This is a genomic window from Bradyrhizobium genomosp. I (2014), from assembly GCF_000261685.1.
GTDB lineage: Bacteria > Pseudomonadota > Alphaproteobacteria > Rhizobiales > Xanthobacteraceae > Bradyrhizobium.
In genome coordinates this window covers 15,888-37,340 of record NZ_AJQE01000281.1, presented here as the reverse complement: position 1 = coordinate 37,340, position 21,453 = coordinate 15,888, and the positions used below count along the sequence as shown (strand labels likewise).

The 21,453-nt window shown below is 57.1% G+C and carries 23 protein-coding genes and 1 pseudogene; 16 read left to right on the top strand and 8 right to left on the bottom strand.

Annotation, left to right across the window (positions count from 1 at the left end; translation table 11 throughout):
* Nucleotides 1-6: 6 nt before the first annotated feature.
* The 7 genes and pseudogenes from IC50_RS26015 to IC50_RS25995 all read left to right on the top strand — a co-directional run.
* A complete protein-coding gene (locus IC50_RS26015) occupies nt 7-1,764 on the top strand; it encodes an FAD-dependent oxidoreductase (RefSeq protein WP_050991092.1) in 1,758 nt (585 codons plus the stop codon).
* 329 nt (nt 1,765-2,093) lie between these two features.
* The gene (locus IC50_RS26010) at nt 2,094-2,570 is read left to right on the top strand and encodes an Lrp/AsnC family transcriptional regulator (protein ID WP_038950841.1); all 477 of its coding nucleotides are present in this window, start codon (nt 2,094-2,096) and stop codon (nt 2,568-2,570) included.
* A 73-nt stretch (nt 2,571-2,643) separates the two neighbouring features.
* A complete protein-coding gene (locus IC50_RS39345) occupies nt 2,644-2,931 on the top strand; it encodes a pyruvate kinase alpha/beta domain-containing protein (protein WP_310473378.1) in 288 nt (95 codons plus the stop codon).
* Between the two features lie 1,186 nt (nt 2,932-4,117).
* A complete protein-coding gene (locus tag IC50_RS26005) occupies nt 4,118-5,221 on the top strand; it encodes a hypothetical protein (protein WP_035711408.1) in 1,104 nt (367 codons plus the stop codon).
* 40 nt (nt 5,222-5,261) lie between these two features.
* Nucleotides 5,262-5,471: a hypothetical protein gene (locus IC50_RS26000; protein ID WP_028143530.1), complete on the top strand. Its 210-nt coding sequence runs from the start codon at nt 5,262-5,264 to the stop codon at nt 5,469-5,471.
* A gap of 431 nt (nt 5,472-5,902) precedes the next feature.
* On the top strand, nt 5,903-6,037 hold the full coding sequence (locus IC50_RS43745; RefSeq protein ID WP_277996257.1) for a hypothetical protein: 135 nt from the start codon (nt 5,903-5,905) through the stop codon (nt 6,035-6,037).
* 45 nt (nt 6,038-6,082) lie between these two features.
* A pseudogene (locus IC50_RS25995) lies at nt 6,083-6,949 on the top strand (IS1595 family transposase); the annotation flags it as partial.
* A 198-nt stretch (nt 6,950-7,147) separates the two neighbouring features.
* Here IC50_RS25995 and IC50_RS25990 read toward each other — a convergent pair.
* Nucleotides 7,148-8,008, bottom strand: a complete 861-nt coding sequence (locus tag IC50_RS25990) for a DUF3800 domain-containing protein (RefSeq protein ID WP_049802019.1) — start codon at nt 8,006-8,008, stop codon at nt 7,148-7,150.
* Between the two features lie 11 nt (nt 8,009-8,019).
* Here IC50_RS25990 and IC50_RS42055 point away from each other — a divergent pair, with 11 nt between their 5' ends.
* On the top strand, nt 8,020-8,169 hold the full coding sequence (locus IC50_RS42055; RefSeq protein ID WP_162130977.1) for a hypothetical protein: 150 nt from the start codon (nt 8,020-8,022) through the stop codon (nt 8,167-8,169).
* Here the strand turns inward: IC50_RS42055 and IC50_RS38495 are convergent.
* Nucleotides 8,166-8,945: a KilA-N domain-containing protein gene (locus tag IC50_RS38495; RefSeq protein WP_038974990.1), complete on the bottom strand. Its 780-nt coding sequence runs from the start codon at nt 8,943-8,945 to the stop codon at nt 8,166-8,168. The genes IC50_RS42055 and IC50_RS38495 overlap by 4 nt on opposite strands.
* A 224-nt stretch (nt 8,946-9,169) precedes the next feature.
* On the opposite strand from IC50_RS38495, the gene IC50_RS25980 reads away from it, so the two are divergent.
* Nucleotides 9,170-9,547 (top strand): hypothetical protein, encoded by a 378-nt coding sequence (locus tag IC50_RS25980; RefSeq protein ID WP_035711406.1) that lies wholly within the window; start codon nt 9,170-9,172, stop codon nt 9,545-9,547.
* Nucleotides 9,548-9,593: 46 nt separating this feature from the next.
* Here IC50_RS25980 and IC50_RS25975 read toward each other — a convergent pair whose 3' ends face one another.
* Entirely contained in the window at nt 9,594-10,154 is a 561-nt protein-coding gene (locus IC50_RS25975; RefSeq protein ID WP_131233132.1) for a hypothetical protein, read from the bottom strand.
* Nucleotides 10,155-10,189: 35 nt separating this feature from the next.
* On the opposite strand from IC50_RS25975, the gene IC50_RS25970 reads away from it, so the two are divergent.
* The 6 genes from IC50_RS25970 (at nt 10,190) to IC50_RS43915 (ending at nt 14,530) form a co-directional block, all read left to right on the top strand.
* Nucleotides 10,190-10,654 (top strand): hypothetical protein, encoded by a 465-nt coding sequence (locus tag IC50_RS25970; RefSeq protein ID WP_028143526.1) that lies wholly within the window; start codon nt 10,190-10,192, stop codon nt 10,652-10,654.
* Nucleotides 10,655-10,877: 223 nt separating this feature from the next.
* Nucleotides 10,878-11,468 carry a DUF6088 family protein gene (locus IC50_RS39340; protein ID WP_081492515.1) on the top strand — a complete coding sequence of 197 codons (591 nt, stop codon included), beginning with the start codon at nt 10,878-10,880 and terminating at the stop codon, nt 11,466-11,468.
* Nucleotides 11,461-12,486 (top strand): nucleotidyl transferase AbiEii/AbiGii toxin family protein, encoded by a 1,026-nt coding sequence (locus IC50_RS25960; protein WP_028143524.1) that lies wholly within the window; start codon nt 11,461-11,463, stop codon nt 12,484-12,486. Before IC50_RS39340 ends, IC50_RS25960 begins: the two co-directional genes overlap by 8 nt.
* Nucleotides 12,487-13,096: 610 nt before the next feature.
* Nucleotides 13,097-13,741 carry a type IV toxin-antitoxin system AbiEi family antitoxin domain-containing protein gene (locus tag IC50_RS25955; RefSeq protein ID WP_028143523.1) on the top strand — a complete coding sequence of 215 codons (645 nt, stop codon included), beginning with the start codon at nt 13,097-13,099 and terminating at the stop codon, nt 13,739-13,741.
* On the top strand, nt 13,734-14,153 hold the full coding sequence (locus tag IC50_RS43920; protein WP_310473377.1) for a nucleotidyl transferase AbiEii/AbiGii toxin family protein: 420 nt from the start codon (nt 13,734-13,736) through the stop codon (nt 14,151-14,153). Before IC50_RS25955 ends, IC50_RS43920 begins: the two co-directional genes overlap by 8 nt.
* The gene (locus IC50_RS43915) at nt 14,150-14,530 is read left to right on the top strand and encodes a nucleotidyl transferase AbiEii/AbiGii toxin family protein (protein ID WP_369427631.1); all 381 of its coding nucleotides are present in this window, start codon (nt 14,150-14,152) and stop codon (nt 14,528-14,530) included. The genes IC50_RS43920 and IC50_RS43915 overlap by 4 nt, the downstream gene beginning before the upstream one ends.
* Before the next feature lie 72 nt (nt 14,531-14,602).
* Here the strand turns inward: IC50_RS43915 and IC50_RS41485 are convergent, their stop codons facing one another.
* Entirely contained in the window at nt 14,603-14,779 is a 177-nt protein-coding gene (locus tag IC50_RS41485; protein WP_154694112.1) for a hypothetical protein, read from the bottom strand.
* 226 nt (nt 14,780-15,005) lie between these two features.
* Here IC50_RS41485 and IC50_RS25945 point away from each other — a divergent pair, with 226 nt between their 5' ends.
* Nucleotides 15,006-16,580: a hypothetical protein gene (locus IC50_RS25945; RefSeq protein WP_035711403.1), complete on the top strand. Its 1,575-nt coding sequence runs from the start codon at nt 15,006-15,008 to the stop codon at nt 16,578-16,580.
* Here IC50_RS25945 and IC50_RS25940 read toward each other — a convergent pair.
* From IC50_RS25940 to IC50_RS25925, 4 genes are all read right to left on the bottom strand, one after another.
* Nucleotides 16,563-16,985, bottom strand: a complete 423-nt coding sequence (locus IC50_RS25940; protein ID WP_028143521.1) for a hypothetical protein — start codon at nt 16,983-16,985, stop codon at nt 16,563-16,565. The genes IC50_RS25945 and IC50_RS25940 overlap by 18 nt on opposite strands.
* Nucleotides 16,982-17,224: a hypothetical protein gene (locus tag IC50_RS25935; RefSeq protein ID WP_028143520.1), complete on the bottom strand. Its 243-nt coding sequence runs from the start codon at nt 17,222-17,224 to the stop codon at nt 16,982-16,984. The genes IC50_RS25940 and IC50_RS25935 overlap by 4 nt, the downstream gene beginning before the upstream one ends.
* A 297-nt stretch (nt 17,225-17,521) precedes the next feature.
* Nucleotides 17,522-17,815, bottom strand: a complete 294-nt coding sequence (locus IC50_RS42050) for a hypothetical protein (RefSeq protein WP_161966256.1) — start codon at nt 17,813-17,815, stop codon at nt 17,522-17,524.
* A 237-nt stretch (nt 17,816-18,052) separates the two neighbouring features.
* Nucleotides 18,053-21,370, bottom strand: a complete 3,318-nt coding sequence (locus IC50_RS25925) for an HD domain-containing protein (protein ID WP_028143518.1) — start codon at nt 21,368-21,370, stop codon at nt 18,053-18,055.
* Nucleotides 21,371-21,453: the final 83 nt, after the last annotated feature.

Sequence of the window (21,453 nt, the reverse complement as noted above, 5' to 3'; positions counted from 1 at the left end):
GGCCGCATGAACGCACCAAATGACCGAGCTAAGCCGGACACGATCGCTTTCGCCTCAAAAGGAGGGACGAGAGCGGATCAGGACTGGGAGACAGATGTCCTCGTGATCGGAAGCGGTGCGGCCGGGCTGTCGGCGGCGCTCTATGCGGCAAAGGCCGGACTGCGCGTCATTGTATGCGAGAGATCTCCGCGACTTGGCGGAACGACGGCCCTTTCGAATGGCATGATCTGGGTTCCTTGTTCTGCTCAGGCGCGCGCGGCTAACATCGATGACACCATCGCCAATGCGAGGACATACCTGCAGCACGAACTCGGCGTTCATTATCGTGCGCAATTCATTGATGCTTATCTTGAAGACGGCCCGGCGGCGCTAACCGCGCTCGAGATCGGCACGAGTGTCAAGTTTACTCTGGCCACTACGCCCGATTATCACTCGAGCCAACTTGGGGGCGCTGATAAGGGACGGGCACTGAGCCCGGCCCCCTATGATGGGCGGCTTCTCGGCAAGGACTTCGATTTGATTGGTGATCCCATTCGAGTTGTGCTCGGGGGCATGATGATCTCATCGAGCGAGGTGAGAAGCGTTGCGTCGCTCAAACACGTCGTAACTCGCCTGAGTCGCTATGCGCGGGACCGGCTCAGCTTCAGGCGTGGTACTGAGCTCAGCGGTGGGAATGCCTTGATCGCGCGGCTGCTGGTGAGCCTGCACGAGTACGGCGTAGAAATTTGGCCATCTTCTCCAGCGGTCGAGCTCACGCAGGAAGGCGGGCGCGTCACGGGTGCCATTATCAAGCGGATCGATGTTGGCATCCGCGTGCGCGCCTCACGTGGTGTTGTTCTCGCATCTGGCGGCTTTGCCCGGAACGCGCAGTTGAGAACGGACGTCAGTGGTGCACACCAGCATGATGTTACGTTGGCCCACGCCGATGTTAACGGTGATGGCATTGGGCTTGCAACTACGCTCGGGGCCGCCATCGACAAAGATGTCGCATCGGCAGGCTTCTGGACGCCGGTTTCAATCCTGAAACGCGGCAGCGGCTCGCAGGTTGTGCCATACGGCTGGCTCGACCGGGGCCGTCCTGGGGTCATTGCTGTCGGTCCAAACGCCAGACGCTTCGTCAACGAATCGAATTCGTATCACGATATTTGCCTGGCAATGTTTGAAAACGGCTATCCAGCAGATAAGCGATTCTACTTCATCTGCGATCACCAGTTCGTTCGATTGAGGGGCATGGGGCACCTACTGCCATGGCCCTGGACGTTGAGTATCGGTAAATATGTCCGCCTTGGCTACGTCAAGGCAGGTGATACGATTTCTGAGCTCGCAAAGCAGCTGGGACTAGATCCCGCTGTGCTTCAAAAGACGATCGAGGAACACAACGCGCACGCTGCCCAAGGACGGGATCCCCTCTTTAAGCGTGGGGAATCGGCTTTCAATCGCACGCTCGGCGATCCGACCGTCGGAAAAAATCCAAATCTTGGACCAATCAAGAACGGACCATTTGTCGCGCTGCCGATCGTTCCGGCAACGCTTGGCACGGCGACTGGATTGGCGACGGACAGTTACGGAAACGTCCTGGATGCACAAGGCAATGCAATCCAGGGTCTTTATGCTTGCGGCAACGACATGACGTCGCCGATGCGCGGGATTTATCCCGGGGCTGGCATAACAATCGGTCCCGCCATCGTATTCGCATATCGCACCGTCAACGCAATAGTGCTTTCCGCTGATCAGGAGCAAAAAACCGTCGCCTCCAGAGCTTGACGATCTACCACACTCGTCTTGTGGCGGGGAATATGTGCTCGGTCCGGGGCGCGCATCGATAGAAACGTCGGCCCCGACCCGCGACATCCTCGAGGGACGGCCGGGTTCGAGTTTGGTGAGCCCCGGCGGAGGGGGAGATCGCCGCACCAACTGTCTACGATGTATCGCAAAGAGCTGGGCTCCCAACAGGTGTTCCAAGACATATGACAGCGCGAGAAATCGATCGTTCAACAGCTAGGCGGCGTAGTGAGAAGTCGAAAATGTCAGGACAAGCAGCGCAGGCGTCTGCTTCCCCGACGCGATCGCAATCCGCTGGCCGCGAGGCAGTGATGCAACTCGACAAGATCGATTTTCGTCTTCTTGATCTTGTCCAACGAGACAATCGCCTCTGTAGTGAACAACTTGGAGGGAAGGTCGGCCTATCCGCATCCGGAGTTCAACGTCGGCTGAAACGCCTTCGATCGACGGGTGTCATAGAGGCCGACGTTTCCATCATTTCTCCAAAAGCAATTGGCCGTAATGTGACCGCAGTGGTTCTCATTTCCTTGGAGCGCGCGCGTGCCGATACCGTTGATCGTCTAAAGAGGCAAATTCGCAACATGCCTGAAGTGATGAGCGCATTCTGCGTTACAGGTCTGGCTGACCTCGTCTTGCTCGTTACCGTAAACGATATGGAAGATTACGAGCGGTTTGCCCGGCGCCTTACAGACGAAAGTTCAGACATAAAGCGCATTGAAACAATGGTTGTCATGGATCGGTTCAAAGCAGGATTTACTTTGCCAATAGCCTCCATCGCATGGTGTTGAGCGACTGGCGAAGAGGACATTGGCTGGCTCAACTACCGTCGACCGCAGTCCGTAAGGGGCGGCTTTGGTCTTTATGACTAGATCGATGTATCGGTCGCTGATTGAGGCTTCTCGAGATGACGTGGAGAGTTCCCCTTCGCATGCCGTCGCGGCCGCGGGGGCAGATCTTGCCGCTAAAATTGGCGCCAAGGTCATCATCGGGTTCACGGCAGGCGGGACGACGGCTGCTCGGATCTCACGCAGCCGGCCGCCGGTGCCGAACCTTGCCCTTACCCCGGACGAGAAAGCGGCTCGGCGCATGTGCTTGTTATGGGGGGGCACAGTGCCGTGTCTAGCGGTCCTTCTGGTTATGAGGAGATGACGCGGATCGCCTCGGCGGCCGTGCACCACGAAGGCTATATTCGATTGGGCGACTTGGCTTTGATTGTCTCGGGAGTGCCGTTTGGACTTAGAGGCGCGACAAACAATCTTCGCGTTGTCGCTTGTTAAGACAATGCCCTTATCGCGCTGCAGAAGGCCACCCGATCGTCATATGGACCACCTCAGGATTCAGCTGTGACCGGGACCGATATTGCTTGAGTTCGAGGCAGCATCAGCCTTCCAAGCTGAATACGAGGGTTCGATTCCGTTCATACGCTCTAAAGCAATTCAATGAAAGCAGGCTGTTGCATACGCTTTTTGGGCGGATTTTGTTGCTCGCTCTCGATTTTCATACAACCACCGTACAACCGAGCCCAAATCGGCCGATTACTGTAATCGAGTCCTTGCCGCGTCGATGGCGATCCGACGCAGTCGAATCCTTGGCGCGCCGGTATATGGGGGGCGTGACGCGGCGCTCCGCGCGCCAATCCTGGCTGGGCGGATCGGGCTTTTTTGGTCTCTACCCGGTAGTCCAACGCCGGCGCGGACCATCAAAGCCAAGATTAACCCCCGCGGTTAGTCGCCGATTTCGCCGTTGACAGCTGGACACTCCTCTCAACGCAGAACTCTGGTGGCTCGCCGTAGCTGAAGACATGTCTGCAAAAACGAGACCCAAGAAGGCGGATAAAGGTTCTTCGCGCCCTTCTGCAAAACGGCGCCGACAGTGGCTTGCCTCCATCGAGCCCTCCATCGCCACGCTGGCCCCGCGCAACATTTCCCAACTGGACCATTGGCTCAGCTGGTCAAGGGTATCTTGGAGCGCATTAGTGAAATGGCGGGCGCGCTCGGGGCCTATGAGGCGCTTCTCGCAGTACTCATCCTCCCGGCATCGTTGCGTTGCAATACGCGAACGCGATAACGTTGCGGCCGATCTTCAGCTTGATCGCCCTCGGTGCCGTCCTGCCACTCGTTGCTCGGCTCATCAAGTCGCGAGATTGATCTAACCGGGATAGAGAGCAGTACGGCGTTTTTGACGAAACCGACCTGCGCTGCGCATTCTGGTCTGGGCGTCCCGCAGATGGCGTCAGGCCGTCGCGTGGCCTGGCCCTCAAGGAGTCGCGTCGCCAAATGTGATACGGTGACAACAATCCGGCAATTTGCCAGAGTGCAGATGTCGGAGGGGAATAATGCAATTGACAGTCGAAGTGGTTACGGTCATTGCCGGCGCGACGTCTGTGTTGGGAGTGCTCGCGCTCGTTGCGTATTTTTATCTTTATCAGAAGGTGCGTGCGCTAGAGGGGTCGGAATTCAGGTCTGTCCGACAGGTCGTGGAAGGCGACGGCATCTTCAACGCCGACCAGGTGATCGAGATCCTCCAGACGTTCGGTAGCGATAGCGCAAGGCTCGCTGCGCTCAAAGAACTCGCCAAAGTCCAGAAGCACTCGGCCGACGGCGCGTCGCGGGTTTACAGCAAGATCAAGAGCCAGATCAGCGTTACCGAGCTCGAAAAGCAACGTTTCACACATATTCGGCGTCTGACCGTCAGTGCAGCGCCGTTCTTCTTCCTGATCGCATTGAGCACTGTTACCTACGGCGCCTATTCCAACCCGGAGATTGCCACCGCGATCAGGGAGTTCATTTCCGGTAAGGGCGGAGGTTCGGGGCCGTCGCCGTCACCCAGCCCCAAATTGCAGCACCTCGGAACGGTCACTATCACCCCAAAAATCCTGGCGAAGTCCCAGGAGACCTCGACCCACCCCCGCGTTCAGGTGAGCGGCAAGGGTCAGAATTCGACTTATCCCGCGCACTTCGCCATCGCTCCCGACCTGGCCAAACAGGGATGGAAGATCGATGTCGAGAAACTGGTGGCCAATCGCGATTGGTGGACACAAGACAGGGGCGAGGGGGGTAGCAGTTGCACGGGTGTCGACCGCAACACGATCAAGGACACCGAGTTCACATTCAATATTCAGCTTGGACGCAACAAGGACATGTTTCACGAGTGGGACGCCTATCAGTACTGCAATCTCAACGCCGTGCCGCTCATTAGGACGATCGAACGCCAGGACGAAGCCAGTCCGGTCACGCGCGATTTGTCGTGGAATGCAGACGAACTTGTCGTGCTTCCGGATAATACCGTTTCGTACGTCATGAAGCTCGCCGTCGACGGCTATCCAGAGCGGATACTGAACGAAAGCTCCGCATCTCCCTTCGACTTCCTCGATATCAAGCGAGAGAACAACAGGATCCTTTTTCAACCCAAACCAGCCTCTAAGAACTCGAAGGGTTGACGACCCGTTTTTTCGACCTCTCTTTGAGGGCGCGATAAGCGTGATCTTCCGGCACGGTCAAGATTGCGGGCCGCTGATCGATGATTGCCGCGAGCTCGAATGTGACGGCATCGAACAAGTTGGCGAGAAGCGCATCGCCTATCATCCGAATCTCGGAAAGATTCTCGAAAAGGCCCGCCATCTCGCCGTGAGCAAGCTTGTTTCGGCCCTCGCGGTACACCCTGTTCACAGCATCTGCGACGCCAATTGAGCCTAGCGGAGTCGGATCAGGGAGAAGGACTCGATGAATTCTTCGTAATGACGGCGGCAGGCCGCCGGCCACCGATCGTTGAAGTTGCTCATAAATCGGTCGTGTCTTCGTTGGCAACCACAATTTTGTCTTTGCAATGAATGGAGTCTGAACGACTGAAGCGCTCGCCGTTCAGAAATGTTCCCGAATACTCCGCGGCTCCGTCCGAACCGGAGGACCTGATGTCCCGACCATGTCGTGGGCCTCAGCAAGCAACGGGATGAAACTATGAACAAGCGCATTGCATAGCTCTATCTAACCTCGGCAGCGATCTTTGGGTTGGTGCTCAACAGCCCTTCGGCGTTCGCCTGCGGAGGAATCTTTGATGCAGCCTGCAACACCGCCCATGGCGGCCTCAGTCAGACAACGTCGCGAAACAGACGGCGAAGGTCGTGCAGGATGCCGCCGCCACCACTGTCAAGGCGGTGGACGACACGGGCAAGACGGTCGAGAAGTCGGCCCATGACGGTGGTCACACGCTCGAAAAGGCCGCCCAAGTGGGGATTATGTACTTTACAAACCCATGAAACCTGATACCTTCAACTGAAAGGTTGAAGTTATTTGATTTTCCCATGTCTGTGCTCAGCAACCCTTACTTCCACCACGAGAAAGCGGCCTTCGCTCATCTCGAAAAGCTGTTGTGGATCAACGGGGTGGTTTGCCCGCACTGTGGCGTGGTCGATAAGGCTGGTCGCCTTAAGGGTGTAAAGGGCAAAAACGGCAAGGTCCGGCTCGGTCTGTGGAAGTGCTACGAGTGCCGTAAGCAGTTCACCGTGCGGGTCGGTACGGTCTTCGAGTCCGCCCATATCCCGCTGCACAAGTGGCTACAGGCGGTTCACCTGATGGCGTCCAGCAAGAAGGGCATTTCGGCCCATCAGCTCCACCGCACTCTGGAGATCACCTACAAGTCGGCGTGGTTTTTGGCTCACCGCATCCGCGAGGCGATGCGTGACGGGAAGCTTTCGCCCATGGGCGGCAATGGCAAGACCGTGGAAGTCGATGAGACCTACATCGGCCGTTTGCAGGGCGTTGCGAAGCCTCGCGGCGGCGGCGCGCATAAGAACATCGTCATGACGCTTGTGGAGCGTGGCGGCTCGGCCCGCAGCTTCCATATCGATGCCACCGCTCTCAACGAAGTGACCAAGATCGTTCGCGAGAATGTCAACCGCGAAACCGTCATCAACACCGATGAAGGCCGTTGGTACAATCAGATTGGCGCCCACTTCATGAGCCATGACGCTGTGAACCACAGCCGAGAGGAATACGTGCGCTACAGCGCCGGTGACACGATCACCACCAACACCGTCGAGGGCTACTACAGTATCTTCAAACGGGGCATGAAGTGCGTCTATCAGCACTGCTCAGAGAAGCAATTGCACCGCTATCTCGCTGAATTTGACTTCCGCTACAGCAATCGTGTCGCGCTGGGTGTGGACGATTAGGAGCGAGCGGAACTGGCAATCAAAGGTGCAGCCGGTAAACGCCTCACCTATAGGTGCCTAGTGAAGCCGGTATTGGGTCGTAAGTATTTGAAGTTGCGAATCAAATGATTCGTAAAAATCTTCTTGACGAATCAATGAGATAGCCTTATATGGTTTGTGGGGCATAGCCCGGGAGGTCGCCGTTACGGCGGCTGCTTAAGAGCCAGTCTTGCGACTGGCTTTTTTGCTTTTTGCCCTCTCGCGCGCTTTTTCGACCATTTCAAAGCAGCTGTATTTAATGCCGAGGTGTGGGGTTTCTTCTTCGGACAACAAGTCATCGATGAGCTTCTTGCTTGTTCTGAGCATTTGGTAGGGCGTGTAGTTCGGGTCGTACCCGCCCCGAGCCATGGGATAGAGATACACGTCGGCGATCTGCATCAGCGGTGACTTTTTCGTCCGGAATCTCAAATCGTAGAGGGTGTCGGCCAACTCTTCCTGTGTCATCGGCGCGTACTTCTTCATGTTGCCGGTGTCGAATGGCATCCCTTTGGTTCTGAGGTCGGAATAGTACTGCCGAACGTGGCCGTCGGCAGTCTTATCGCCCTCCTCGACAAAGACGCGCAATTTACAGCCCTCGGAGCGGGCCCGTTTCGCGGCTCTCTCGCAGATAACGCTAAAGGCAGTCTGGCAAAGCTGCCATGTCTGCCTTCCGTACTTCTCTCGATACCGTGCATTATACCCGGGCCGATCGATCACAGCGGCATACCCGATAACAGGAATGCCAGTTAGCAAGTCGCCCAACCCGCGCATGAACTTCCCGCGCTCCTCGGCGGAAAGCGTCCGAAGCCAGGAGAACCGCTTGTCCCACAGCCGAATGTCGTATGATCTGAGCGGGTATGTAATGCCCCAGGTTTCGCAGAACTTTGCGTGCTGGGTGACAATTTGGCCGTCATCCTCTTCCTTCATGAGAATGCCGCCCAATGCGAACCAGTCTTTGTACGTAAGATCGTCGGCAATCTTCTTGTCAGGATTCCGCGTTCCGGAATCATCCATATATAGGCACATTACCTTAGGCATCGGTGGATCTCGTGACCAAGAAGCAACTGGAAAAGTTCAAGCAAGCCGCCCGCGAGTTAGAGACGGACGATGATGAAAAGCGGTTCGACGAGCGACTCGGCAAAATCGCTCGGCAGAAGCCCGCCGAGCGCCCTAAGCCGACCGATAAGAACGGCGACTAGGTATTTGTGAGTCGGGGAGCCTTTCGCGCCTTCCGGTCGGCTTCAATGGCTTCGCGGATCGCTGAGGCGCTTCGGCCGCTCGCCTCGACGCATTCATCGTTTCCAAGCCTAAGCTCCTCTTCGATGCGCTCGGCAGCGAGGGCTTCGGCGGCCATGACGAACGAAAGCTCGGCGACCGAAAGGTTGTCCCGCACGTTCACCTTCGGAGCAAGGCCGCGTAACTCGCGGAGCTGGTAGGACTTGCCGCCCAGAAGCTTGAGGTAGACCGCTTCCGTACAGTCCATATAACCGCGCCCGGTCACGTAATGGGCCTTGAGGGTGTCCGTGTAGGTTACCCGCTGGGAGCGGGATAGCGCCCGCGCACCAGCCCAACGGTTTTCCTCCGCCGTCGCCCGTTCCAGAATCTCGTCAGCAAGCGTGGCATCGCCAGCACGGTAGCGAAGCCAAACTTCCCGAACCTCAAGTTCCAGCTTTGGGCTCAGGTAGCCAGCGTATGCGGCGGCAATGATCGGATGGGCGTAGGTGCCGGTACTGCCTCTCCCACGCTTGGAGTAAATAGCTGGAATTATTGTCTTATTTTCTTTCAAAGAAGAAATTCTGATCTTTTTCTCAAGCTCAATGATCAGAGCGCTGGCCATGCGGCCACGCCGCCATTTGGCCGGAACCTTACTGTCGGGAGCTTTGGCGGCTCGCCAGAGATCATCGAGACAAATAAGCCCGTATTCGTCCTCGAAAATCTTGCTGCCCCTGATCACGATAGAACGAGACTGATTCACCACGAATCTCCAGTTGCACTCAAACCCCCGAATGCAACTTACCCGATTCCTGCCCGGGTTCCTCAGTCAAACCGCGTGTATCCACCAAAATGGGTGTGCGAAGTACATAATCCCCACTTCCCACTGGCGGAGGTTGGCGCTGCGCACTATGCCGACGGCGGTCTCGTCGCCAATGCCCCTGACCAATGTGCCCTGCACGAGGCAACGCACTTTCTGAGCAAGATGTGTGTCAGATCTCGATCCTCAGCACCGGCACCACTTCGACCGGATTTTCCCTCAAGCGATCCCTCGGTCGCGATCTCGGCAGCGCGAAATGGATGATGCGAGGCCGGCTCTTGAGAACGATCGTTTCCTCACAGCAGCAGCTCGTCGATTACATGCTGCGCCACAACTGGGCGAACGCTATCTGCGAATCGATGCCACCCAATCGGAAGAGCAGCAGGCAGATTTGGCCCTGGATGTTGCTCGGCGCGAACGCTCAAGGCACGTTGCTTGGCCTGGCGGAAGGTAGCTTCCAGAAGGTTTCTGCTGATAATGCACTTCAAAAATTTCTGACTCACAAGCCCGATCCGCCCGACTTTCCCGGCGTGACCTCGGCTTAGATTGAACGGCGAGCGCTCTAAAGTCGGTACCCGGAAGACCAAGTTCTCATAGGCGTTTCTTGAGTTGGATCGATCCCTTGGTATTGCGATCGGTCCAGTAATGACCGCTCATCTTCTTCGGCGGCGTACCGATGACGCGGTAGCGGAATGCGCCATAGTGGATTTCGGTCTGCGTGCCGCGAGCGAGAATGTCGGGGTCGCTCTGGTAAACGCCAATCACTTCATAGACACCGTCATTGTGACGGATCAGCCGTCCAGCAAGCTGAAAGGATCTGTTTGTGTTGGGCTCTTCGCCTGTCACCAATCGAACCGATAACGATGTGTAGGTTTGCGTAATCGTGGCGGTGCCGGTGATCGTCTTGTTCTCTCGGCCACCCTGTTCGGCGTAGGAGGACAATAATTCAGCGCCCCACTCGCCGGAGAGGTCGGGTGTCTTGTGAAAAAGCCGGAACGGCCAGTGCCGCCACAGTACCCGGTCGAAGGCCGTCAAGAGGCCGGTAACGACCGCGACCGTGACCGAAAATGGCTTGGCGTAATCCCAGGATAGGTCTACTCCGAAGTACAGGAGTGAAATTGCCCAGACCGCGGCCGCAACGATGATGATCACTGAGATCGAAAAGCCTGAAGGCATGTCCGAAGCAAATGTCTGAGGAAATGGATATCGAAGCGCTGCTTCGGAAAGTACATTCTGAAGGTCTTCCTCGCTACCCTTTGCTGGTCGTGTTCTTCACCGGAAGCGAAGAGCCGCCGGATTGTGTTTCGATGCTTCGCGTTCCGATGCTGAGTGGAGGCTTTGTCTTTGGCGAGGACTTTGGCAGCCGGGTTCGGCAAGCGATGGCGGATAACGAGAGCGCCCACGATGGAGCGGTTGCGTTCGGCCGATCGAGGAAGTCCAGCTCCTATAAGTGCGCGGGCTGGTCTTACCGCATTGTCGCGACAACAGCATCTGGTGCGGCAGAGGCAAACAGGGGCGCGGCTTACAACAGCGCAATTTCGTTGTCGCTGAGCCGCGGTGTCGATCTCGTCTGCCTGTTTTCCCGGGATCTGGAGATCTTCGTGGGTGGGAGGCGGGCAATCCTCGTTGAAGGTCGGCAGTTCCTATCATAGGGAAGCGATTGCGGTTGCTCCGCCGATAACCAGGCCGTTCTGAATGGTCCCGGCCCCAGCACGTTGGACGGGGAGGGCAGGAACCGCCTTTTTGCCTCCAAAAAAAGGTCCGAATCGGTCTCAATTAGGGTAAATCCTTGATTTGACGTCGAAACCTTTTTGAAATCTAGCTCTTGCGGGGTGTCAGAAGTTCTCCTATGTTTCTGACACTGGAGTGAGAGCCATGATCGCCCTTAGCACCCGGATTTTGGAAGTCACCAAAGAACTGCCCGAAGGCGCACCGATTGCTGCCAAGGCGCTTTTGCACCTTGGAAAGCGTGCTGCTGTCGATCAGGCCCTTTCGCGTCTTGCCGAGCGAGGAAAGCTCCTGCGCGCGGGGCGAGGGGTGTATCTGCGTCCGGTCGAAAGCCGTTTCGGGGTTAGAGCTCCGTCGGTCGAAAAAGTCGTTGAGGAAACCAAGGCTCGCAGCGGTGAGACCATTGTTTCTAGCGGCGCGGCGGCGGCCAACCATCTTGGTTTGACAACGCAGGTACCTGTCCGTCAGGTTTACCTTACCTCTGGTCCTTCCCGCGAGCTCCACCTTGGCAAGCAAGTTGTCCAGCTCAAGCATGCGCCGCTTTGGCAGCTTACGCTGGCGAACCGTCGTGCTGGTGAGGTGGTGCGTGCGCTTGCCTGGCTTGGTCCCAAGACGGCAGAACGAGCATTGCGGTCGGTCAGTCAGAAACTGACACCGACCGAAGTGAGGGAACTTAAGTCCGCGGCGTCTTCATTGCCGACTTGGCTTGCCAGGCCGGTAAGCGAACTGCATGTCTGACAGGTTCCTAAACCTGTCTGACGCCGAGCGCCGAGAGGCGCTCGGCGTTGCTGCTTCCAATTCAGGACGTCCGGCACATCTCCTTGAGAAAGATGTCTGGGTTGTTTGGTGCTTGAACGCACTCTTTTCCTCTCCACTGGGAGAGCACCTCGTTTTCAAGGGCGGAACGTCCCTTTCCAAGGCGTACGGCGCGATCCGCCGCTTCTCAGAGGACGTCGACCTTACCTACGATATTCGGGCAATAGCCCCTGATCTCGTGAAAACAAGCGAGAGCAATCCTGTCCCTCAGACCCGAAGCCAGGGCAAAAAATGGAGCGACCAGGTCCGAGAGCGACTTCCAATTTGGGTGAAAGAAAAGGCGCTTCCCGTTATCAATCAGTGTCTGGAAAACGACAAGCTGAGTGCAAAGGCGGAAGCCGATGATGACAAAATCTTCGTCCGATACGCTCCCTTGGAGACGGGCAATGGCTATGTGAGCCCCGCCGTCATGCTTGAATTCGGCGCAAGATCCACCGGCGAGCCGAGCGAGCTTCACGACGTGGTTTGCGACGCGGCCCAGTATCTTGAAACTCTCGAGTTTCCCACTGCCCGGCCGAAAACCATGAAAGCGGAGCGCACCTTCTGGGAGAAGGCGACCGCCATCCATGTTTTTTGTGTCCAGGGCAAACTGCGAGGCGAGCGTTTTGCTCGCCACTGGTACGATCTGGTGAGGCTGGATGACGCGGGGATCGCGGACGCCGCATTAAAAGACCGAGAACTGGCTAACACGGTGGCAGAGCATAAAACATGGTTCTTCTCTGAAAAGGACCTTGCCGGTGCGATGATTGACTATCACAAGGTAGTCAATGGTGCATTGAAGCTCGTCCCTGAAGGGGAAGCGCGAGCCGTTTTGGAACAGGACTATCAACACATGGTCGACGACGGCCTCTTGCTGGATGAGCCAGAGATCTTTGATACGCTAATGCAACGGTGTGCGGACATCGAAAGCCGCGCGAACAGACCAGCCTTGAAAATCTAGAGATGGTCGGAGTTCATGCGCTGAGCTCGATCAGTTATCGTGCAGATCACCTAATTGGCTCCGCCGAGTGCGAATGTGATCGATGTCAATCAAATGCGCCTGCCGAATAGTCTCCGACGAGACGACGCCACGATCGGTGCCCTATCGGATCGCCGCCGGTTAGTTGGGAAAGATGTGGAGCATGCTCGGCAGGTTACCGACTCAGCCGTGCCTCGACCGGGCCGATCGCAGGCGCAAGCTTTAGAGCTGAGACAATCATAAATTGTAACGATTGTTGCGTTCCGGTCGCAGACTCTGCCCGCCTTCGGGCTCTAAGTTGGTGAAGCATATCAGGCGCGCGGGGCCTTCAGTCCGCGACATACGGTATCGCCGATCGTTTAATGGCAAGGCGCATCTAGATGGGTCGCCAAAATTGCCTCCACCGCCCAAACCTGCTGTGGCCCGAGGGCGGGACCGACGATGATTTCCTCGATGCCGCAGTTGTTGGGATGCGAGGTCGAATTGAATACATACCTGGGAACTGGGTTGTTTACCTGTTGCTAGCGAGGGGCGGGAATGATATGGAATGTATGATATATAGTAAGTATATCCGACAAATAAGATCAAAGCCGTGGCCAAGTCAATTTCGACACAACAGGCCCGTGCCATCGAACTCCTCAAGGCGCGCGGCATCGCGCGCCCCTCCGAGCTTGCCACGGCTGGCGTCACCGCCGCGACTATCGCGCGCATGAAGGAAAAGGGCCTCGTTGTCCAGCTCGGACGCGGCCTCTACCAACTGCCCGATGCGCCCATCGACACGCATCATTCCCTCGCAGAAGCCGCCAAGCGCGTGCCCAAAGGGGTCGTCGCGCTAACCTCGGCCCTCGCCTTCCATGAGCTGACCGACACCATTCCTTCGATGGTCTGGCTCGCCATCGGTCCCAAAGACCGCCAGCCCCGTCCAACCAATCCGCCCATGCAGTTCGTTCGCTTCAGCTCGGAACGCCTTCAGGAGGGTGTCGAGACCCATACGATCGAAGGTTGCGCGGTGAAGATCTTCAGCCCCGCCAAGACCGTCGTCGATCTTTTTCGCTACCGACGCAGCGCCGGGACACGCTATCGTCATAGTACCGGCCTCAACCTCGCGCTTGAAGGCATGCGTGAGGCCCTGCGAACCCCCAAGGCGAAGCCTTCGGAGATAGCGGATTTCGCGCGCAAGGCCGGGGTCTGGAAGGCCATGCAGCCTTATATGGACGCGATGATCGCCAATGGCTAACCCACCCAAGCATGTCGCGGCCTCGGTTCGTGCGCGGCTGCTCACGCTTTCCAAGGAGCGTAACCAGCCGTTCGACCTTCTCCTTACCCGCTATGTGCTTGAACGGCTGCTATATCGCCTTGGCTCGACGGATTACCGTAACCGCTTCGTCCTTAAGGGCGCGATGCTGCTTGCGACCTGGGTCGACAACCAGTTCCGGCCAACGCCCGACCTCGATCTTCTCGGCTCGGGCAATCCCGACCCCGACGCGCTGTTGGCAATCTTCAAGGAGATCGCCGCCGTCGACACAGCCGACGGCGTCATCTTCGACCGGCCAGCTTCACCGTCGACCGCATCCGCGACGAAAACGAATACGGCGGCGTCCGGATCAAGAGCAATGCAGCGGTCGATAACGCCCGCGTTCGCGTCGTGATCGACATCGCGTTCGGCGACGCCATCGAGCCCGGCGTGCAGGAGACCGACCTGCCGGTCCTGCTGGATTTCCCGGCGCCGAAGCTGCGTTCCTATCCGCGCGAGACCGTCATTGCCGAGAAGTTCCAGGCGATGGTCGCGCTTGGCCTCGCGAATAGCCGACTAAAGGACTTCTACGACGTCTGGGTGTTGATCCGCTCCTACAAGTTCGACGACGACGCCCTAGCCCGCGCCATCAAGGCGACGTTCACTTGCCGCAAGACCGAGATTCCGACCGCATTGCCGGACGCGTTCACCGCGGCCTTCACCGAGGACGCCGGCAAAAAGGATCAGTGGGCGGCGTTCACTAAGCAGGTCGCGGTCGACCCGGCCCGCTGAAGGATGTGGCAAAGACGCTCGCGGAGTTTCTGATGTCGCGCGCAGAGGAAGCTCGCACCCTGAAGGACGGGGCTAGGGAGACCTAGCTGGGTCGACCATGGTGCTGCTAATGACGCCGATCATCGTCATCGACACTAGCAGCACCAGCAGCACCAGCAGCGTGAGCATTGCCGTTCCCGTGATTACCGTGATCACCTTGATCGCCAGCAGCACCTGCTGGATGATCATGCCCATGCCGATCATCGGCATCACGCCAGCCGGTTAAAAAACCGCTGCCAATCGCGTGCTGAACTACCGGCTCCGCAACCGCCTGATCGCGATATCCACACCGTAATTCGGATAGCCAAAACGGCCAACGAGCCTGGTAGGCTGGATATCGAGAACAGATTCGCCGTAACCCTAATATCTCGAGGGATGCCTGACTGTGAGATTTCGGAATCTTGAAAAGTACCAGCGGGGCAAATCGGGTAGCACCATGCAGCTCGGAATTCCCTTGCCGCAAACGCCGGACGGCCGGGTGTATCGATACTCGCCCAACGAACACGCGCACCCGCGCCATTTCGTCATGGGCAGTCGAGTCGAGGGCTTCTCGTTGCCGGAGGCGATGACACCCCGCATGTCGCATCAACCGGGCGTTCCCGAAACGGTTTGCCCCTACAGCGGCGTTGTCGCGCCCGACAACGACTTCACGCATCCTGACGATCTCGCTGCCGCGAGAAAGATCGTGGAACATGCGGCGCGCGCAGACATGCAGGAAGCGATCCACGGGATGTTTGAAGATCTCGGGCGGAAGTTTTCGGGAAGCAAATCGATCAAGATCAAGGCTGGTCCCCGGCCCGTACACAAGCCGGTGCCCCGCTTCGTGCGCAGCGATTTGCTACGTGAATTGATCTGCGACGAGTGCGGCCGTGACTACGGCGTTTTCGCCATTTCGCTGTTCTGTCCCGATTGCGGCGCCCCGAACATCCATCTCCATTTCGCCCGCGAAGTGATGCTGGTGCGGGATCAGGTCAAACTGGCCCACGGCCTTGGCGAGGACCAGAGCGAGTTGGCCTATCGGCTCCTGGGCAACGCCCACGAGGACGTGCTGACCGCCTTCGAAGCGACGCTCAAGACGGTCTATCTTCACAAAGTGGCAATTCGACCAGCTGGTTCGCCGGACGCAAAAACGGTCGGCAACGCGTTTCAGAATATTGGCCGCGGGCAACAACGCTTCGCGGAGTTCGATTTCGATCCCTATGCCGTGCTCTCGCCGGCCGCGCTTGCGGTTTTGACACTGAATATTCAAAAGCGCCATGTCATCGGGCACAACCTTGGCGTTGCGGATGCAGCTTTCGCCGAGCACGCCGCTGATTCCCGGCTCGGCGAGACCGTGCCGCTCGTCGGCGACGAAATCCTGCAATTCGCTGAAATTGGTCAGATGGTCGTCAATGGTCTGGACGCCTGGCTGGCCAATGGCTCGCCGCCACCGGTGGAAAATTCGACGACGAAAGCCATCGTCGCGCCGCCTACAAGGGAGACTGCTGCAGTGAAAATTGGCGAGCTAGGACCGCTCGCGGTCAAGATCGGTCTGTGGATCGCCAAGGAATCGACCCACGGCTATAGCGATTTCATACCAGAGGACGAGTTGATTGCCGCGTTTCCTGATGCCTCGCTTGATGAGCTGGCTTTCGCCGTCGCTGAATTGTCGACGGATGACTTTATCAATACAACCTCGTTCGTCGCCAAACGGCTGCCGCGCATGACCAGCAATGCCAGCCTCTACATCACGTTCGATCCCTACGCCTTGGGGGGCGATCCTGCCGTCGACGTCGTGACTCTCGTCGATGCGGTTCTGGCCAAGAAGGGAACCGTCGGCGTTGAGGAACTGCACAAGGAAACGGGCTGGCCGCTCCGGCGCTTCAATCCGGCTTTCGCCTATCTCATTTCGCAGATTGAGGAGCGACGCGTCCTAAAGGGCGGCACGAACGAATATCCGGCCCGAGGCTTCTATCTCAACGATCAGGACCGGGTGGAGCTGCACCGTTTCGCTTCACGCATGCGGCCCTAAGCGGGCACCGGGCAGAGCGATCCGAATGGCCAATGCGCCGCTTAGGCTTTCGATGGCGGACAAAAAATGCCGGCTGACAAAGCGCGGACGCACGAAGAAACTCTCGCGTATGCCTCGATCTCCTCCGCGCTTTTTACGTAGGTCCTCCCGGTCACGCGGCCGCGCGACGTTGCGAGGCGGCCTGGAAACGCCTCTGCTCCCGATTGTGGCACTCAGGACGGCCTTGACCCAAAGAGCCAGGCCATCAGCCTTCAATCGAATGCGTTGCGAAAGATTGTAGTGCTGCTCGATGACTGGAGCGAGCCTCTCGCGCGCCTCCCGGCTGGAATCCGAGTTCGGTTGCTTGTGGGCAAGTATCGCGCTGGCGGCGCCGCCCAGTCTGCGGTCATCCAGGAACGTCGTCATCGTTGTCCTGCAATCGTGCGGGCTCCAGGGACGAATTCCAAAGCGCTCGAACAGGTTCGGCCTGACCTTCGCCGGGCGCGGTTTTGGTTCCGGACCTTTTCCAGGTCGCGGAGTTCGATGTCGCGCACCATCTTGTTGTTGATCGGTCCGAATTCATCAAGCCTGAGGTAGCGCTCGTACGCCTTGCGATAGCTGACCCTCAGCTTCAGCTGCTTCTGTTTCAGGGATTCGTCGGTCAATTGCTTCCATGTCCAGGACGGACGCCTTCGCCTTATCCTGGCAAGCCAGCAGTGGTCGAGCCTGGCCTCGACGTCACGATCGCGAAAATTGCTGCCGTCGCGAGCACGACAAATTGGAACGTATTTCCGACACTGGTGAGGCGGTCCGGATGGTTTGCGATCAAGCCATCCGAGATGCTCGTACCGAGCGCCTCGTTCAGCCATTGACCAAAGCCGATGTTGCCGCGCAGAAAAGGATGAGTTGCAGTTGCATAAGTCTCGGCGCAGGGGCAGCACGAAAATCGATGTCGGAGACGTTCAGGCTGAATCGACCCTATCGAAGGGAATCGGAATTTTGTTGGCATCTGCTGCGAGTGTGCCGGTCTCGTTGCCTTTGAGTGTAATTGTGTAAGCAGCTTGCCAGTCGATCAGGAAACGGCGATCGGTCCTGTGAAGAAGCTGTTCCCGGATGGCGTCGGCGAGTTCGCAGTGTATTGCGCCGATCAATCGGTCCCGAGGAAGTGCCTGCTGGCCGGTCAAGTCAGGCAGTTGAGTTCCGCAGGCCGCAAGTGAAAATGCTAGCAATAGCGAAAAGACTTTATCGCAATGCATGTATCAGCCCCCAATACTTCAGCTAGACGTTGAGTTGAATTAGGTAAAGAGCTTGCTTGGCATGGATGACGTCGCGGGCGGTATCGAACGAGTTCACGCGTTCTGCAGCCAATCGGACTGAAAAAGGGAGGCGGAGCGATCAGGTGTCGGATCCGCGAGAGTTGTTGGCCGGCCGCCGCTAGTCCCTCTTCCTGGGTTCGAAGGGCACAGCGATGCCGTTGGATCATGCAAGGTTCATCAGGAGGCGGCGGTTGTGGACTTCAATGGCATTTTTTCAATGCGGCGCCAGATCTCATCCGCGATCTCGCGAAGGACTGGATCTGAGATCCGCTCCTTATTGCCAGTGACGAACTGTCGTCGATTATCGAGCGTTGGAAAATGGTTGGCATAGACTAGCGCCTGGAAAACGGCGTCCAACTTGTCAAAATCGCGAGCCAAGCTCGCGCACCGATCGGCCCCTGTCTCAAACCTTTGAAAGTGACTGAACGAGGCGGCTAGGCCAGGTAAATGCTGATAGGTAGCTAGCGCGGCGATGCGATGCATCGTTGGTATCTCCTTTGACTTCGTCTCGCCGTCGGTAGGGCGGTAGTCGCCGATGTAGGCCTCTGCGATATCGTGATACAAAAGGATTCGGATGATCTGGGTTGTTTCTTTTGGATCGAGTTTCGGCGTCAGTCGTTCGCTCAGAAGGTCGACGAGAAGCATCGCACCATAGGCATGCGAAGCGACACTTTCCACAACCTGCTTTTCGGCCGTCATCTGGCGATCAACCCACCCGATCCGCGGTATTGCTTTCGTGGCAAATAGCTCAACCACCGCATCAAGGCTTGAGTAGAGTTCTCGCGAAAGTGCGTGTTCAACCATGATTAGAAAGGCTGAAAGCTCTGGGCCCAACGTCACGTTGCTGGCCATGAGCCTCTTTATGAGACCCGCCTCTTGTTCACGTTGTTCTGTTGATAATTTCGCGAGTTCATGACGATACCGAACCAGCGAAAAATACGTCAGAATGCAGATTCGATCGTATTCGCCCGTCGTTCCGCTGCTTATCGCGGCCTCTATCCGTCGTCCAAGCAACTGGCGAGTACGACGCCAATTACCTCCTCTGTCTTCATGGTCGAGCGCCACTGTGACGCCTGTGGCATTGTGATCACGGTAGTATTCGAGATGAAAGCTCCGGTTCAAGCGATCTTCATAGGGATCGCTGATGACGGCGGCGATGTAAGAGTCGGTTGCTTTCTTGTCGCCATTTAGCGAGCGGCTGATATAGAGCGAGCGTCTTGCGAGCCGCCAGAATTTGGTCTGTTCGCTCGGCGATATTGTGCCTGGATCCAGCAACACTTGAGCGGCTGTGTCGAAAGCTTTTTCGGCCCGAAGCCTGCCCCGTTCGGAGCGCGCACGTCCGAAAAGATACAAAGCATAGGAAAGTGAAGCGGGCTCAAGGGTGTCCGAGATCTTGTGCGCTGCGGAGAGCACTGCGTCCTCGACGCGCTGGTCGGCCATGAGATCCTTGACAGCGCTGTTGACGTCGTTGCCAAACACCAATGATAGAAAAAGCTCCTCGTTAATACCCGTAGACTTGAAGATCGCGCTGCTACTCTTGGGATTGTTGAATTCACCGAGGATATAGACGACAGCCTTGGCGATCAGTGCGGTTTGGACAATGCGTGGAAAAAGCGCGAAGTCGCTCTCGTATCGGTCATGCGCGGTCGCAAGCTCTGGAGATCCGGCACTTTTCACCAGGATCCGGCAGTAAGACCGCAGAGCTGCTACGCAAAGCAGATTGAACTGCCGGCTCGTGAAGCGGCCGTAGAGGTCGCCGTAGAGGTTTTGCATCGATTGGATCACAAAGGCCGAGCTGTTCTTGCCTTCGAACGCCATCTTCCCGGCATTGTGTAGATATATGGATACCACGAAATGATTGAGATAAAGAAACCCGAGCGTTCGAAGCGCAGCAATGATCGCCTCGGGTGACTCGCTCGTGCTCGTTCCGCTCGTTCGGACGATACCGCCAATAACCGCCGTTGCTAAAGCGTCATCGTTTACTGAGATCGCTTTCAAGTCGACCGTACGGTCGTGCTTTCTGTTGTGAAGGTAAGGCGTCGGAGGGTAATCATTTGAGTCCGCTTGGAGTTCATAATGATCAATTCCGAACGCGATCACCAGCGTTGGCTCGTTGCGCGCGAGCAGCTGGGAAAGCGCCTCGATGATCGGGCGCTCGCTGTCCGTTCCGATCAACCCATCCAGAAAAACGATAACGTTGTCCTTCGTGTCGATCAGGCCGGGAGCATCCCGATCGACACGTCTTCGAAGAACCGAAACGGCATCGGCCGATCCGGCTTCCTTGATTATTTTGCGGGCGTCGAGGAACACTGTTTTGGGTGCTTCGTGCGCATCATTAACTGAAAGCTGGAGGGCTCGCAGGAGTGCCGTCTTTCCGCCGCCGCCGCGCCCCTGGACCAGGAACGACCCGGCTCTGGGCTTTTCCAATATTTCGCTCAAGAGCTTCGAAAACCGAATTGGAAGAACGGTCTCACCATGATCTCTTTTCGAGACGGTAATGCGCATATTCGAAAAACGATCGTCGAAATCTGAAGTGGAGGGGGCGCCTAGTATTCGCTGTCCTGGATACTCTGGACTGTAGTCTTCCGGGACGCCACTAACTCCGCTCAGCTTTCGCTCGTCTCCAAAGAGACTAGGCTCAGCGATGAGTAATTTGACCGTATCCAGTGCATTCGACATCGCCCAGCGGCGGATAAGTCCGTTGCCGATCGCATCGTATTCCGGCTTCTGTGTTGTGGCCGGGTCACTGATAGCTCTGACTGCATAAAATGGCGGCGCCGGTGTCAATGTAAGTAGCCCATCCGCAATAAGCCCGCTTTCCATATCGGCGGCAACATAGTTGCGATCCGCGTTCTTCAATACGTGTTCTTTGAAGCGCGCTGATTTGATCAGCAGATTGCTGACTGCAAAAGGCCCGCTCACCACGGTCGGCGTCTTGGCGAGGTCCTTGACACCCTCCCATTCTTTCAGCTTCCGTCGCTCATTTGGGGTGAGGGTGTAACCCATTCGTTTGGCGAAATTGTCAATGCTGGGAAGCTTGTTCTTCTTCTTGAATGGGACAGAATTTACGACGTATCCGGCACTGATGCTCACGGGAGCCGGTTTGCCGCCGGGAAGTATTTCATACCCATTCTTTTCGTCGTCCTGCGCAGCCGCTCGGTAATCAATGACATTGATGTGAGTGGGGACGACGACGTCACCAACCCGAGCGTCCTTTATTCGGCCCGAAATGCCGACGTTCAACACCAGCTTGGGTGAGAATTTCTCCGAAAAGCGAAGCGCCGCATCCCGGATTCGCAGGCCGATTTCGCCCACGCTCACCAACGCGCCCCGCCGGGAGGTGCCGTTCGCGTCTTCGTATTCAAAGGAGTGATACTGAAAAATGCCCAGTCGAGGCGCCTCCTTCAGCTTATGAAACGGCAAATCGTGAAACGTCTCTGCTTCTTCCGTCAGCGCGATTAGAATCAGTACGTCTAGGGCTTCTGGTGAAGTCATGAAAAGGTCTCGACGGGAAATTGGGCAGGGGATCGCCGATTGAAGGCGCCACCTCGGCTATGAGTATTGAAAACTATTGGCGA